We start from the raw sequence: 14,405 nt of genomic DNA, 5'->3' as shown, positions 1-14,405 counted from the left end.
GTCCGCGCGGCCCTCAGGCAGTACGCAGCGATGACGGAATCAGTGGCTCGTCGAGCAGGGTGCCGAATCGTTCGGTCAGGCCCACGTTGTCGGGGCGGGCGTCCAACCAGCCCCGCAGCAGCCGATAACCCTCCACGTAGGTGCTGGTGTAAGCGCGCCACAGCGGCGACGACAGGAAGCGCAGCATCTGCCGGGCCCGCTCGTCGTCGACCAGCAGCCAGCGTTTGAGGTAGTCGACCACGTCGTCGACGTCGCGGTGCTCGTCGTGCAGCATCAGCGCGGCGTCCTGGCGGACGTCGGCCAGCGCGGCCGTCGCCTCCGACACCGTCTCGGAGCGCGCACCGTCGAACCGCAGTCCCAGGTCGGCGTAGATGTCGGTCGCCCAGGTGCCCCAACCGGGGCCAACCGCTGCATACAGCGCCAGATCGGCAAGCCCCTCCGCCATCAGGCATTGCGGGGTGTTGACCAGGAAGATCGTCTGCTCGGCCTGCCCCTTGCCCTCGACGAGGCCCGCTTCCTTGCGGCAGTGCTCGGTGTGGTGTCCCGGATAGGACTCGTGGGCCACCAAACGGGGCAGGTTCGACATCTGCTGTTTGAGGTCGGCGTTGACGGCGACCGTGGACTGGTAGTCGCCGAGGTAGTAGTTGAACCCGGACCACGGCTTGTCGGTGACGACCTCGTAGGTGACGGTCTCCCTGGCCGACAGCGGGAACGTCGCGCGGACGCGGTCGCGCAGGGCGCTGGAGAACGCGTGGATGCACTCCTCGAGGCGGGCCGGCGGGACCTGCTCCGACGCGCGGTGGTTCTGCATGCGCTCGGTGAGCGGGCCGGAACCGCCGAGTGCCTCGTCCAGCTCGAGGTGCGCAGCGCGGTACCGCTCGGGATCACCCTTGGTGATCGTGACGTCGAAATAGGCCTCGACCTCGTCGACGAACCCGACCTCTTCACCGGCGAACTTACGGCCCGCGCAGGCCAGCGCCCGCAGGTGCGCACCGACGAAGGCGGCGCGCGCCTCGTCGAGCCCCGCCGGTAGCTCGGCGAGCAGTCGCCCGGCTTGACGGGCCAGATCCGCGGGGTCGGGCTGCGGCTCGGCAGCGACGGCGCGCTTGAGCGCGGGGTCGCCGGTGAACGAGTCGACGTAACCTTCCTCGACTCTGTCGAAGCGCAGTCCGAGCATCAGGTATTCGCGGATCAGGGTGCTTGAATCCCGACCTAGGTCCATGGCTCCATACGCTAACTGCAAGACTGTGCCCATGGCGCGGCTGAGCGAACCCAGCCCCTACGTGGAGTTCGACCGAAGTCAGTGGCGTGCACTTCGAATGTCGACGCCGCTGAAACTGACCGAGGACGAGCTAGTCCGGCTGCGGGGTCTGGGCGAGAAGATCGACCTGCTCGAGGTCGAAGAGGTCTACCTGCCACTGGCCCGGCTGATCCATCTCCAGGTCGCCGCTCGTCAGGCGCTGTTCGCCACGACCGCGGACTTCCTCGGTGAGCCACAACAGAACCCGGACCGGCCGGTGCCGTTTGTCATCGGAGTCGCCGGCAGCGTGGCAGTCGGCAAGTCGACCACCGCCCGTGTGCTGCAGGCGCTACTGGCGCGATGGGAGCACCACCCTCGCGTCGATCTCGTCACCACCGACGGCTTCCTCTATCCCAACGCCGAACTCAACCGGCGGAACCTGATGCACCGCAAAGGTTTTCCCGAGAGTTACGACCGCAGAGGTCTGATGCGTTTCGTCACCGCGGTGAAGGCGGGTTCTGACACGGTGTGCGCGCCGGTGTACTCACACCTGCTCTACGACATCGTGCACGGCGAGAAGCAGATCATCCAGCACCCTGACATCCTCATTCTCGAGGGCCTCAACGTGCTGCAGACCGGCCCGGCCCTGATGGTCTCCGACCTGTTCGATTTCTCGGTGTACGTCGACGCGCGCATCGAGGACATCGAGGGCTGGTACATCTCAAGGTTCCTGTCGATGCGCGACGGCGCCTTCGCCGATCCGGCCTCGCATTTCCACCACTACTCGACGCTGACCGACGAGCAGGCCGTCTTCGCCGCCCGCGACATCTGGCATTCGATCAATCGGCCGAACCTGATCGACAACATCCTGCCGACCAGGCCGCGTGCCACGCTCGTGCTGCGCAAGGACGCCGATCATTCGATCAACCGGCTGCGCCTGCGGAAGCTGTGAACGCCGAAGGGCCACCTGTGGCACGTGTTTCGTGCACAGGTGGCTCCCCGATGGTCACGCCTTCGGGATGCGGCGCACGCCCTGGTACTGCAACTCGGCCATCACCAGCGTGTACACCCCGGTACCGAGCACCAGGACTACACCGGTGGTGGTCAGCGGCCACACCCCGGACAGGACGACGGCCACGGTGGCGACGCTGAACAGCGCGTTGCCGATCGCCAACACCAGACCTGACGTGCGGATCGCCGGGCGTGCGGCAAGAACCAGCACAGCCGCGGCGAAGACCACGAAGAACCCGCCGGTCGCGTACTCGATGACAGGGGTGGTGCCCGAGATCTCGGCGACCTGAGGGGCGAAGGCCAGCAGCGCAACACCGGTCAGCCCGCTCAGGACGGCGTCGGCTCGCATGGCGAATCGCAACAGCGAGTCGGTCGCCTCGTTGAGTCGGGGAGAGATGGTGGCGGTCATGGGTGATTCCTTTCTCGAGGGGTTATTCGGAGGTGGCCGGTCCCGGAGTCGACGCCGCAACCTCTTACGACGGCGACTCCGGGCCCAACCCATGAAGGGCTCACACCAGACGGCGGATCCCGAGGTACTGCAGGGCGGCGAAGCCCAGGGTGACGGCGGTGAACGCCACCGTCACCGCAACGCCGAATCCGGTCAGCGGCAGCCAACCCGCGGCGAGGACAACCGTGGTCGCGACGGCGAACACGATGTTGCCGGCGAGGACCCCCACGCCGACGAGACGCACGTCGGCGACACGGGCACTCAGATAGAGCAGTGCGCCGTAGGCGACCAGTGCCGCGCCGAACGCCCACTCGGCGGTCGGCGACAACCCGGACAGCCGCGCGAGCGGGTCGGCGGCCATGGCGACGAACAGTCCGACGCCCGCGCACAGGGTGGCGTCGGCACGCAGCGCGAAGCGCAGCAGTTGCGATTCGGTTCCGGCCGTGGCGGCTCTCGCGGCGACGGTGCCGGTGGTGATGGCGGTCATGTCACCTACGGTGCGCAGAACTCACTGCCAGCTCGACACCGAATGCTGCCAACTACTGCCAACCGCAGGTCAGGACCTGCTCGCCGGAATTGCATTCCGGCACGCAAGAGATCGAGTGCAGGCCTGCTGGAACGCAATTCCGGCGTCAGCGGACGGGCGCGAAGCTGCTCCGCAGGTCGGTGGCGATCACCCGCGCTGCCGCGTTCTGCCAGTTGTGCAACGACCGCTGCGGCACCTCGGCGACCAGCCAGTGCCAGGCCTGGCGGGCGACCGGGTCCAGGCCCGCCGCCGTGGCGTTCTGGGCGTAGGCCCGGACACCGACGACGTAGGGGAAGTACAGCGAGTTGTAATGGCGCCACTGCTCGGTGGTGCCGAAGTCACCGCCGTCTCGTGGTTTGAGGCCCGCGATCCGTTCGGCCAGAAGAGCCCGAAGTTCGTTGGCCCGCTCCAGCGGTTGGTCCGGCGCGCCGCGTCTGGCCAGTCGCTCGTCGATCGCAGGCAGCGCCGTCAGTGGGCTGGCCACCAGCTTGGACAGATCCCCGTAGTGCCCGAGCGCGCGGCGGGTCACCCGGACGAAGGTCTCTTCGTCCATGCCGTCCAACGGATTGCCGGACCGCAGCGGCAGTGCTGCCTCGGTGCTGCGCAGCGCGGCGCGGTCGGCGCGCAGCGCCGGTGAACGGGAGAACGCGAGCCGGTCGAACAGACCGGCCAGTGGATCGGCGAGCACGTTGATCGCGATGGCGATCGCGAGGCTGGTGAACAGCAGCACGACCAATGTGGTGTTCTGGCCCGCGACAGCCATGCCGATCAGCAGTTGGCCGCCGAAGAGGACGGCCACCACGGTCGTCCCGACAAACGACCGCAGCATGTCGCCACGCAACGCCTGGCCCTCGTCGAACGCATCCCCTATCGCCACCGCGATGCCGAGCAGCGCGACGTCGAAACCTGTGGACGCCAACGCCAACCAGCTGGGCACCAACCCGAGCGGGATCACCAGGATCGCGTTGCCGAGCGCGAAGAACAACGTCGCCACCACGATGAAGCCCACCACCGGCCCGGGCTGAGTGCGCCGGATCGCCGTGTGCACCATCGCCGCCAGCGACGGGACCGACACCGCGGCGAACATCACCCAGTGGCCCAGCCGCAGCGGGCCGTCCACTGATCCGGCCATCGCAGCACCGGTGAATGCGACCACCGCGACGCAGGCCACCGACGCGGCCTCACTCGCCCTGCTGCGCCAGGTGTCGCGCGGGCGTGAGAGCTCCAGCAGGACCGCGAACCAGGCGATGCCGGGCAAAGCGACGAGGTAGATCTCGATCCGACTCAGCAACTCCGAAGCACTGACCAGCCGGACCGTATCCAGCGCCACCACGAGGGCGAAGCTGGTCAGCCCGATCGACGCCAGCACCAGCACCGGCTTACGGGGATCGCGGGCCAGCAGATAGAGACCCAGCCACCAGCTCAGCGCGAAGACGACTGCGGACAGGGCGACCATGGCTGACTTCCTAGCGCCCGTAGCGTCGATGCCTGGCGCTGTAGTCACGCAGGGCGCGCAGGAAGTCGACCCGGCGGAACTCGGGCCAGTACGCCTCGGTGAACCACATCTCCGAATAGGCGCTCTGCCACAGCAGAAAACCCGACAATCGCTGCTCGCCCGAGGTGCGGATAACCAGGTCGGGATCGGGCTGGCCGGAGGTGTACAGGTTCTCCGAGATCGCCTCGGCGGTGACCGCTTCGATCAGCCGATCGCCGGTGGCCCCGTTGGCGAGCTCCTTGGCCAGCAGGGCACGGACGGCGTCGACGATCTCCTGACGTCCGCCGTAGCCCACCGCGACATTGACGTGGAACGTCCCGCCGTTGCCGCCGGTCGACTGCACCGCGTCGCGCAACCTCCTGGCCGGTTCCTCGCCGATGAGTTCGAGGTCGCCGACGGTGCGCACGCTCCACTGGTTGGCGGGCGCGCAGATCTCCTCGACGACCTCGGTGATGATCTCGATGAGCGAGGCCAGCTCGTCGGCGTCACGCCGCAGGTTCTCGGTGGACAGCAGATACACCGTCGCCATCTCGATGCCGGCTTCCTGGCACCAGCGCAGCATCTCGGCGATCTTGTGCGCACCCACGCGGTAGCCGTAGCTGACGTCGTCGTGCCCCAGCTCGCGGGCCCAGCGCCGGTTGCCGTCGCACAACACCGCGATGTGACGGGGCAGCTCCGACCGGGAGGGTGTCAGACCCTGGCGCAGCCGCAGCTCGTAGAGCCGGTACATCGGCTCCTTGAGACGCCGCGGAATGAGGTCCACGATGGTCCAGACTACTGTGACGCGAGGAAACCCTACGCAACTCAGTGGAGGTGACGTGGCCTCGTTTCGTGATCCTGTCGATACCGCTGATCCCGACCGCGAAAGCTCGCGAAGCGGACCTGAGGACTTCCCCGAAGCCGTCGCCGACGGCGTCGCGCAGTTCCTGGGCAAGCCACGCGCCCGGGGCTGGATCCACGTGTATTCGGCCGGGGTGGCAGCCATCGCAGGCACTGCGCTGGTGGCGGTGTCGTGGTCTCAGGTGTCGACGCGCGCTGGCATCGCCACGCTGATCTACACCCTGACCATCGTCGCGATGTTCGCCGTCAGCGGCACCTACCACCGGGTCACCTGGAAGTCGGCCACCGCGCGCACCTGGATGAAGCGTGCCGACCACTCGATGATCTTCGTGTTCATCGCGGGCAGTTACACCCCGTTCGCCCTTCTCGCGTTACCCGAGAGCAGCGGCATGACGCTGTTCTGGATCGTCTGGGGCGGTGCGACGGCCGGCGTCGCACTGAAGATGCTGTGGCCGTCGGCGCCGCGCTGGCTCGGGGTGCCGCTCTACATCCTGCTGGGCTGGGTGGCGGCCTGGTTCATCGGTCCGATCACCCACGGCGCAGGCGTCGCGGCGGTGGTGCTCCTGATCGTCGGCGGTGCGCTGTACAGCGTCGGCGGCGTGCTCTACGCGCTGAAATGGCCGAACCCATGGCCGACGACGTTCGGCCACCACGAGTTCTTCCACGCGTGCACGGCGGTCGCGGCGATCTGCCACTACGTCGCGATGTGGTTCGCCGTCTTCTGAGTGATTTCCGCGCGGCACACGACGCTGCGGGGCGGTCAGCGCGCCCGATTCGCTACAGCTGGGTGATGTTCTGCGGACCCCAGTAGGCCTTCATCGACGTGATCTTGCCGTCGCCGTCGAACGCCATCACCTCGATGGGCTCGATGCGCATCGCCCCGCCCACGGTGATGGCGAAGGCGAAGGCCGCCTCGTGTCCGCCTGCGCGGAAGCTCAGCAGTTCGGTCTTGATCTCCGTGCCACCCATACCCGAGTAGAACCCGGCGATGGCCTTCCGCCCGATGTGGACCTCGCCGCCGCCCACGGGATCTTCGAGGGTGGCGTCTTCGGCGTAGAGCGCAGCTACCTCGTCAGCGGTGCCACTGGACACGGTGTCGAGGTACCGCTGGACGAAACCCTGCAACACATCCGGCTCGAAACTCATGTGCGGGACGCTACACGGGGCGCCCGAGCGCGGCAGCAAGATCCTCGACGGTCGTGACGGGCATGTCGCAGGTCCTGCCACGGCACACGTACGCCGCGTCGGACCCACCCACCCGCGGCCGGTCGATCAGCAGCTCGGAGGAATTCTGCGGGCCGCCGACCACCACCGCCCCGCCCGGCGCCAGCCTGCGCGCGGCGTCGAGAAGCTCAGACGACGCCGGATCACACGCGACCGCAACCTGGATCGGGCCGCGCACCGCGGCTTCGGCGACCGCCAGCCAGTGCCCACTCGCGCGTGGCGCCCGGGCGAGCAGCACCGTCGCGTAGGCCAGTGTCGACTCGGCGGCGGCGGCGTACCGCTGCGCACGGTCCGCCGGGGCCAGATGTGCTGCCAGCTGGAGCGCTTCGGCGATCAGCGATGCTCCAGACGGGGTCGCACCGTCGAGCGGATCGGCGGGACGCATCACCAACTGTTCAGCGTCGTCGGCGACGTCGTACCAGCGTCCGTCCCGGTCCGGATCGGCGAAATGGTCCAGCGCCAGATCGAGCAGCATCATCGCGTCGTCGAGCCACGCCTGCTCGCCCGTCGCCTGGTGCAGGGTCAGCAGTCCGGTCGCCAGCGCCGCGTGGTCTTCCAGGATCGCCACGCTGTCCCCGACCTCGCCACCGAGGCTGGAACGCCTGAGTCGACCGTTCACCACGTGGAGGTCGAGGATGCGGCGCGCACAATGTGTTGCTGCGCTGAGCAATTCACGACGCCCGAGCCCGACTGCGGCTTCGGCGAGCGCGGTCACGGCCAACCCGTTCCACGCAGCGACGACCTTGTCGTCGCGCGCGGGCTGCGGCCGACGCGACCGCGATTCCAGTAGAGCGGTGCGCACCCGGTCGAACCGTGTGACGTCATCCGGGTCGCCGCGCAGCTGCAGCACCGATGCCCCGTCCTCGAACGTGCCCTCGACCGTCACCTCGAATAGCTCTGCGGCCCAACGCCCGTCGGTCTCACCGAGCACGTCTGTCAGCTGTCCGGGTGTCCAGACGTAGGTCGAGCCCTCCACCCCTGCGGCGTCGGCGTCCAGGGACGACACGAACATTCCGTCGCTGCGCAGCTCATCGAGCATGAACCTCGCGGTCGCGTCGGCGATCGTCATCGCCAACGGATCCCCGGTGGATCGGGCCCGGTGTGCGTAGACCCGCAACAGCTGGGCGTTGTCGTAGAGCATCTTCTCGAAGTGCGGCACCACCCAGGATTCGTCGACGCTGTAGCGGGCGAACCCTCCGGCGAGCTGGTCGTGGAGGCCGCCGCGCGCCATCGCCTCCGTCGCCCGCACGACCGCCGCCAGGGGCGCGCCGGAACCGGTGCGCTCGTGGTTGCGCAACAGCGCCTCCAGCAGAGCCGACGGCGGGAACTTCGGCGCACGGCCGAAGCCGCCGTTGGCGACGTCCTCGTCGCGCAGTACGGCCGCGACCGCGTCGTCGCACACCGTCGGCGCCACCGGCGGACCGCCTCCGGGCAGACCCGCGGCCATCGACCGGAGCTCATCGGCGATCCGGTCGGAGGTGTCCTCGACCTCGGCACGTCGGGTCCGCCACGTCTCGGTCACCGCGGCGAGCAGTTCCAGAAAGCTCGGCTTCGGGTAGTAGGTGCCGCAGAAGAACGGGCGGCCGTCGGGGGTCAGGAAGCAGGTCATCGGCCAGCCGCCCTGCCCGGTCAACGCCACCGTCGCGTTCATGTAGACCGCGTCCAGATCGGGACGCTCCTCGCGGTCGACCTTGATGCAGACGAAGTCCGAATTCATCACCTCGGCGACCTCACCGTCGTCGAAGGACTCGTGTGCCATGACGTGACACCAGTGACACGCCGCGTACCCGATCGACAGCAGGATCGGCACATCGCGCTGCGCCGCCAGGTCCAGCGCCTCAGCGGTCCACTGCTTCCAGTGCACCGGGTTGTCGGCATGTTGACGCAGGTAGGGACTCGTCGCCGTAGCGAGGGTGTTCAGCGGGGCGTCAGCCCGGCTCACGTTTCGTCCCGTCGGCGGGGTTCTCGGTGGTGAGGTCGGTGTCGATTCCGATGGTGCCGTCGTCGACGGCCTGGTCCGGTTCGGGATTGTCCCGGTCGAACGACTCCGGCAACCGCCGCAGGTGCCGGTTCATCGACCACACCAGCAGGAACACCGCGATCAGCAGAAACACGATCACGATCAGGCCGAACGGGCTGGCCTTGCCGAAGTCGGGACCGGTCTGCTGCGGACCGTCCTGAGCCAGCACCCCGCTCATCACTTCGATGCCGAACGTCATCACACTGCTCACCCGCGTCCCTCGATTCCGGCGAACAGGTCGGTCTCGGGCAGTCGCACCGGGACCCGCGACCGCGCCAACTCGTACTCCTCCGTCGACCAGAGACGCTGCTGCCACTCGATGGGCGTGCTGAAGAAGAAGCTGTTCGGATCGATCTGGGTGGCGTGCGCGAGCAGTGCCTCATCACGCTGGGCGAAATACTTCGAACATTCGATCCGGGTGGTCACCCGCTTGGCCAGCAGATCGTCGTCGGGATCCCACTTCTCCAGCCACTTCGCGAACGGGCCCTCCTGGCCGTGCTTGGCGAACTCGTCCTGCAGCACCTGCATGCGTTGCCGCAGGAACCCGTGGTTGTAGTACAGCTTGTGCACGTTCCACGGTTCGCCGGCGTCAGGGAACAGGTGGTGATCGGCGGCCGCTTCGTAGGCGGCGACGGACACCTGATGGCAGCGGATGTGGTCAGGGTGCGGATATCCGCCGTTCTCGTCGTAGGTGGTCATCACGTGGGGTTTGAAGTCACGGATCACCCGCACCAGCGCCTCGGTGGGGATCTCCAGCGGTTCGAGCGCGAAGCAGCCCTCCGGCAGCGGGGGCAGTGGATCACCTTCGGGCAGCCCGGAGTCGACGAAACCCAGCCAGTGGTGCTCGACCCCGAGGATCTCCGCGGCCCTGGCCATCTCGTCTCGACGGATCTCCGTCATCCGGCCGTGCACATCGGGCAGGTCCATCGCCGGATTGAGGATGTCGCCGCGCTCGCCACCGGTGAGGGTCACCACCATGACGCGCGCGCCCTCGTCGGCGTAGCGCGCCATGGTCGCCGCACCCTTGCTGGACTCATCGTCCGGGTGGGCGTGTACGGCCATCAACCGCAGTTCGCTCAACCTTTTCCCTCTTAGCTGCTCACCTGCACGGACACTCACGCTGACACTCACGCCTGAGTTCAACCACAACCTCTGGCCCTATAGTTCCAGTCCTAGTACACCCATTCGACCGACGGGCATGCAAAACGAGATGATCGAGCGTCCCACCGCCCGTTACGGACGGCAGCAGCTGCCCCGGCGTACGCGGCGCTGGATCGCCATCGGCTTCACCGTGCTGGTGGTCATCACCGGCGTGGCGATCGCCGCGGTGGCCTTCGTGCGATTCGGCGCCGGCGACGTCAAGGGTGAAGTGGCCGGTTACCGGATCGTCGATGGCAACACCGTGGAGGTGACGGTCAGCGTCACCCGGGACGATCCGTCCCAGCCCGTGGTGTGCATCATTCGGGCCCGCTCCTACGAGGGCATCGAAACCGGAAGGCGCGAGGTCCTGGTGACACCGTCGACGGCGGCGACGGTGCAGGTGACAGCCTTGGTGACGTCGAGCAGACCGCCCGCGGTCGGTGACGTCTACGGCTGCGGGAGCGACGTGCCGCCGTATCTGGTGGGCGGGTAGCGGCGCGGCCGCACAACAAACGTTCAACGCCCAAATCATGAAAACCGGGTATCCGTCCGGTGCTATCATGGAGCGATACACGGTTCCTGCTGGGGCCGTGTATTGCTGCATTTGGGCGCGCCGGATTGAGCGTCTGCGATCGCGGTAATACACGGAGGACGACTACCGGCGCCGTGTCAGAACTTCTCAGCGGCAAGCGCGGAAGCAACGACGACAGGAGCGCGACGACATGACCGACACTCAGGTCACCTGGTTGACCGAGGAGGCCTACGACCGGCTGAAGGCGGAGCTCGACCAGCTGATCGCCCACCGGCCGATCATCGCCGCAGAGATCAACGACCGCCGCGAAGAAGGCGATCTGCGGGAGAACGGCGGCTACCACGCCGCCCGCGAGCAGCAGGGCCAGGAAGAGGCCCGGATCCGTCAGCTGCAGGAACTGCTCAACAACGCCAAGGTGGGCGAGGCACCCAAGCAGTCCGGCGTGGCGCTTCCCGGCTCGGTGGTCAAGGTCTACTACGGCGAGGACGAGAACGAGACCGAGACGTTCCTGATCGCCACCCGCGAGCAGGGCGTCAGCGACGGCAAGCTCGAGGTCTACTCACCGAAGTCGCCGCTGGGCGAGGCCCTGATCGACGCCAAGGTCGGCGACGTTCGCACCTATCGGATCCCCAACGGCAACACCGTCACGGTGACACTCGTCAGCGCGGAGCCCTACCACTCCTGACCGGTGTGCCCCACCAGGTTCTGAGCGCCCGGGATACCCTCCAGCCCATGGCGCAGATCGCCGAGGACTTGTTCCTGCTGCTCGTCGACAACGCAGCCGCTTCACCCGGGCTGGACAGTCCGCGTCGAGAGCACGTGCTCGCCGCGGCCACCCTGCTCGACCTTGCGCACGCATGCCGTATCCGTCCGGCGGTCCAGGGCGAATCGGTTCCGCCGGGACGGTTGGTGGCGCTGAACGCCCCGGGGTTCACCGACCCTGTCACCGGACCCGCCTTCGAGTTGCTGCAGGCGCGGCCGCTGAAGCCGGGTGCGGCGATCAAGAAGCTCACGAAGCACACCCAGGGCCGACTGGTCGCGCACCTGGAGCAGACCGGGCAGGTTCGTCGAAGCACGTTGTCGGGCAAGCGGTTCAACCGCACGTCGACTTTTCCGTTGACCAGTCGGGATCGCGCCGGGCCGGCACGCGCAGCGCTGCTGTCCGCGCTGTTCGACCGGACGCCGCCGGCCCCGTCGACGGCTGCCATCATCACCGTCCTGCACGCTGCGGACGGACTCGGTGCGCTGCTCAGTCTCAACGACCGCGGGTGGCGCTGGGTGCACGCCCGCGCCGGCGAAATCGCCAGCGGCAGTTGGGTCGACGAGTCACCGACGGCACTGCCCGAGGTGAACCTCGCGGTCACCGCGGCCGCGGTCCGCCAGGCCCTGGCCGAACTCGTAAGGTCGTGATGCCGGTCATCGTCTTGCCCGACCCCATTCCGATGCGAGTTGCACAGCCTCGAACCAGCGGGCACGTTCGGCCTCACGCCGTGAATCCTCCATCGCCGGCAACCACTCGGCGGCGCGCTGCCAGTTCCGCCGCAGCACCGCTTTGTCCGGCCAGTACCCGGCGCTGAGGCCAGCGGCATAGGCAGCGCCGAGCGCCACCGTCTCGGTCATCATCGGACGCACCACGGGCACCCCGAGAAGGTCCGCCACCGTCTGCATGAGCAGGTTGTTGGAAGTCATTCCACCGTCGACAGCGAGCGATCGGGTCGACAGACCGGCATCGGAGTCCATTGCGTCGACGACGTCGCACACCTGGAATGCGACAGCCTCGAGGATCGCCCGGGCAAGGTGACCCCGACTCGTGTAACCGGTGAGACCCACAACGATCCCTTGCGCCGCGTGATCCCAGTACGGCGCAAGAAGTCCGGAGAAGGCGGGCACGATATAGCAGCCGCCGTTGTCGGCGACGGTGTTCGCGACGGTCTCGATCTCGGGAGAGGCGTCGATGAAACCCAGGGTGGTACGGCACCAGTCCACGAGAGCACCTGCTACCGCGATGGACCCTTCGAGCGCGTAGACCGGCGACTCGCCCTCGATCGCATAGGCGACCGTGCTGATCAACCCGTGGCTCGACGAGACGATGTCGGCACCAGTGTTGAGAAGCAGAAAGCTCCCGGTGCCGAAAGTGCACTTCGCCGCACCTGCGTCGAAGGCAGTCTGTCCGAACAGCGCCGCCTGCTGGTCGCCGATCAGCGCGGTCACCTCGATGCCTTCGATGGGATCCCGGGTGGCGCCGAAGTGGGCCAGGGTTGGTCTGATCTGCGGCAACATCTGAAGGGGAATGTCGAAGATCGCTAACAGTTCGTCATCCCAGTCGAGTGTCTGCAGGTTCATCAGCAGAGTCCGGCTCGCATTGGTGACGTCGGTGGCGTGCACGCCGCCGTCCACTCCTCCGGTCAGGTTCCACAGCAGCCAGCTGTCGATCGTGCCGAAAAGGATGTCGCCACGCTCAGCTCTCGGACGAAGGCTGGAATCCTGGTCGAACAGCCAGCGCATCCGCGGTCCGGAGAAATAGGTGGACAGTGGCAGACCGGTACGGGCAGTGATATCGGATGCGTCGAAGTCGCGGGCGATCCTGGTGATGATGTCCACGGTGCGCATGTCCTGCCAGACGATGGCGCGGTGCACCGGCCGTCCCGTGTGGCGGTCCCAGACGACTGTGGTTTCGCGCTGATTGGTGATTCCCAGCCCGATGATCTGGTCAGCGCCGATACCGGCGTCGGCGAGCGCCTCCGGGATGATCGAGCGGATCGTTTGCCAGATCTGTTCGGCGTCATGTTCGACATGCCCCGGACCGGGAAAGAACTGCTGGTGAGCGCGCTGGGCAATGGAAACCATATGGCCATGCCGGTCGAACACCATGCACCTGCTCGACGTCGTCCCCTGGTCCAGCGCGGCGACGTAGTACTCGGTCACTGACTCCTCCCGTGCCCGAGCTCACGGGAGATGGACCGGCCTGTGCGCACGACCAGCGTGACCAGCGCCTGGCGTGGTCGGCCACGCGGGTCACAGATCCGGTCGAGATGGCCGCCGACGCCGACCGCGGCCACGACCGATCCGTGCTGGTTGCGGATCGGGGCAGCCAGCGTGGCGATCTCGGGTTCACATTCTTCGACCTCACCGGCCCAGCCCTCGTCCCGCACGCCTGCCAGTTCCATGTCCAGCCGGGCCTTGTTGGTGATCGTGTGGAAGGTCAAGCCGTCGAGCACGACGCTGTCGATGCTGCGATACGCCCCAACATCGTGTGCCAGCAGAATCTTTCCCACCGCGGAGGCGTGCAACGGTGTTTCGGGTCCACCACCGAGGGATTTTTCGGTTGCGTTCGGCGGAACGATGCGGTGCACCGTCACGACGTGACCGTCGCGGAACGCCGCCACCTGGGTTGCCTCCCCCGATCGAGCGGCAAGAGCGTCGGTCCAGTTGATCGCGCGGGACCGAAGCAGATTGAGGTCGATCCGACTCGTCCCGAGCCGAAACAACAGTGGCGCGATCCGGTAGCGGGCGGTACCGGCTTCCTGTTCGGCGAAACCCACGGCCAGCAGAGTCTTCAACAGGCCGTGGGTTGTCCCCTTGGCCAGTCCGACGGCCTCGGCGACGCGCGCGAGGGTCAGGGGTTCCGGTTCGGCTGCCAGCACACGGATGATCGCGGCCGCTCGTTCTACCGACTGCACCGGCACGGACACCGACACAGCGTATCTCCGACCCGCCCCACCCGTTCGGCATTGCCGAACCCCGCCGGTTCGACCATGCCGAATCCGGGCCATTGGCCGGACTCACCCTGATCGCTAACGTCCGGTGAGATCGCGGTCACATCTCAGCCGAACCACTACTCAGATCACACAGACGATCAGGGGAGCCGGAATGACAACAGACGCACAGAAACAACCAACCATCGACCTGCCCTCCGCGGAGGAACGAGT

Annotated in this window: 16 protein-coding genes; 5 read left to right on the top strand and 11 right to left on the bottom strand. The window is 67.3% G+C overall.

The genetic code is table 11. The annotated features are described in order from the left end of the window. Window positions 1-13: 13 nt before the first annotated feature. Window positions 14-1,222 (bottom strand): DUF885 domain-containing protein, encoded by a 1,209-nt coding sequence (locus ABDC78_RS23785; RefSeq protein WP_178361136.1) that lies wholly within the window; start codon window positions 1,220-1,222, stop codon window positions 14-16. 31 nt (window positions 1,223-1,253) lie between these two features. Here ABDC78_RS23785 and coaA point away from each other — a divergent pair, with 31 nt between their 5' ends. After that, window positions 1,254-2,192: a type I pantothenate kinase gene (coaA, locus tag ABDC78_RS23780; protein ID WP_178361135.1), complete on the top strand. Its 939-nt coding sequence runs from the start codon at window positions 1,254-1,256 to the stop codon at window positions 2,190-2,192. 54 nt (window positions 2,193-2,246) lie between these two features. On the opposite strand, the gene ABDC78_RS23775 is transcribed toward coaA, so the two are convergent. From ABDC78_RS23775 to ABDC78_RS23760, 4 genes are all read right to left on the bottom strand, one after another. After that, on the bottom strand, window positions 2,247-2,660 hold the full coding sequence (locus tag ABDC78_RS23775; protein WP_178361134.1) for a hypothetical protein: 414 nt from the start codon (window positions 2,658-2,660) through the stop codon (window positions 2,247-2,249). Between the two features lie 100 nt (window positions 2,661-2,760). After that, window positions 2,761-3,186, bottom strand: coding sequence for a hypothetical protein (locus tag ABDC78_RS23770; RefSeq protein WP_178361133.1), 426 nt, complete (start codon window positions 3,184-3,186; stop codon window positions 2,761-2,763). Window positions 3,187-3,331: 145 nt separating this feature from the next. Then, window positions 3,332-4,681 carry a hypothetical protein gene (locus ABDC78_RS23765; RefSeq protein WP_178361132.1) on the bottom strand — a complete coding sequence of 450 codons (1,350 nt, stop codon included), beginning with the start codon at window positions 4,679-4,681 and terminating at the stop codon, window positions 3,332-3,334. 10 nt (window positions 4,682-4,691) lie between these two features. Continuing rightward, on the bottom strand, window positions 4,692-5,483 hold the full coding sequence (locus ABDC78_RS23760; RefSeq protein WP_178361131.1) for a (2Z,6E)-farnesyl diphosphate synthase: 792 nt from the start codon (window positions 5,481-5,483) through the stop codon (window positions 4,692-4,694). 55 nt (window positions 5,484-5,538) lie between these two features. On the opposite strand from ABDC78_RS23760, the gene ABDC78_RS23755 reads away from it, so the two are divergent. Beyond that, complete coding sequence (locus tag ABDC78_RS23755) at window positions 5,539-6,285, top strand: hemolysin III family protein (RefSeq protein ID WP_347133209.1); 747 nt, start codon at window positions 5,539-5,541, stop codon at window positions 6,283-6,285. 52 nt (window positions 6,286-6,337) lie between these two features. Here the strand turns inward: ABDC78_RS23755 and ABDC78_RS23750 are convergent, their stop codons facing one another. From ABDC78_RS23750 to mca, 4 genes are read right to left on the bottom strand one after another with little or no spacing between them, the layout of a single operon-like run. Then, entirely contained in the window at window positions 6,338-6,706 is a 369-nt protein-coding gene (locus ABDC78_RS23750; protein ID WP_178361129.1) for a nuclear transport factor 2 family protein, read from the bottom strand. Between the two features lie 10 nt (window positions 6,707-6,716). Then, entirely contained in the window at window positions 6,717-8,726 is a 2,010-nt protein-coding gene (locus ABDC78_RS23745) for a thioredoxin domain-containing protein (RefSeq protein WP_178361128.1), read from the bottom strand. Further along, a complete protein-coding gene (locus tag ABDC78_RS23740) occupies window positions 8,713-9,003 on the bottom strand; it encodes a hypothetical protein (protein WP_178361188.1) in 291 nt (96 codons plus the stop codon). Before ABDC78_RS23740 ends, ABDC78_RS23745 begins: the two co-directional genes overlap by 14 nt. A gap of 8 nt (window positions 9,004-9,011) precedes the next feature. Further along, complete coding sequence (mca, locus tag ABDC78_RS23735; RefSeq protein WP_178361127.1) at window positions 9,012-9,884, bottom strand: mycothiol conjugate amidase Mca; 873 nt, start codon at window positions 9,882-9,884, stop codon at window positions 9,012-9,014. A 130-nt stretch (window positions 9,885-10,014) separates the two neighbouring features. Here mca and ABDC78_RS23730 point away from each other — a divergent pair, with 130 nt between their 5' ends. The 3 genes from ABDC78_RS23730 to ABDC78_RS23720 all read left to right on the top strand — a co-directional run bounded on the left by ABDC78_RS23730 (window position 10,015) and on the right by ABDC78_RS23720 (window position 11,886). After that, window positions 10,015-10,437, top strand: coding sequence for a DUF4307 domain-containing protein (locus ABDC78_RS23730; protein ID WP_178361126.1), 423 nt, complete (start codon window positions 10,015-10,017; stop codon window positions 10,435-10,437). Between the two features lie 229 nt (window positions 10,438-10,666). Next, on the top strand, window positions 10,667-11,161 hold the full coding sequence (greA, locus tag ABDC78_RS23725) for a transcription elongation factor GreA (RefSeq protein WP_178361125.1): 495 nt from the start codon (window positions 10,667-10,669) through the stop codon (window positions 11,159-11,161). Between the two features lie 47 nt (window positions 11,162-11,208). Then, a complete protein-coding gene (locus ABDC78_RS23720; RefSeq protein WP_178361124.1) occupies window positions 11,209-11,886 on the top strand; it encodes a GPP34 family phosphoprotein in 678 nt (225 codons plus the stop codon). A 6-nt stretch (window positions 11,887-11,892) separates the two neighbouring features. On the opposite strand, the gene glpK is transcribed toward ABDC78_RS23720, so the two are convergent. Together glpK and ABDC78_RS23710 are read right to left on the bottom strand one after the other, a co-directional pair. Beyond that, window positions 11,893-13,401, bottom strand: a complete 1,509-nt coding sequence (gene glpK / locus ABDC78_RS23715; protein WP_178361123.1) for a glycerol kinase GlpK — start codon at window positions 13,399-13,401, stop codon at window positions 11,893-11,895. After that, window positions 13,398-14,168 (bottom strand): IclR family transcriptional regulator, encoded by a 771-nt coding sequence (locus ABDC78_RS23710; RefSeq protein ID WP_178361122.1) that lies wholly within the window; start codon window positions 14,166-14,168, stop codon window positions 13,398-13,400. The genes glpK and ABDC78_RS23710 overlap by 4 nt, the downstream gene beginning before the upstream one ends. Window positions 14,169-14,405: the final 237 nt, after the last annotated feature.

This window comes from Mycobacterium sp. DL (assembly GCF_039729195.1).
Taxonomy (GTDB): Bacteria; Actinomycetota; Actinomycetes; order Mycobacteriales; family Mycobacteriaceae; genus Mycobacterium; species Mycobacterium hippocampi_A.
Note: the sequence above shows the minus strand (reverse complement) of the source record. Positions and strands in the feature narration are given on the sequence as shown.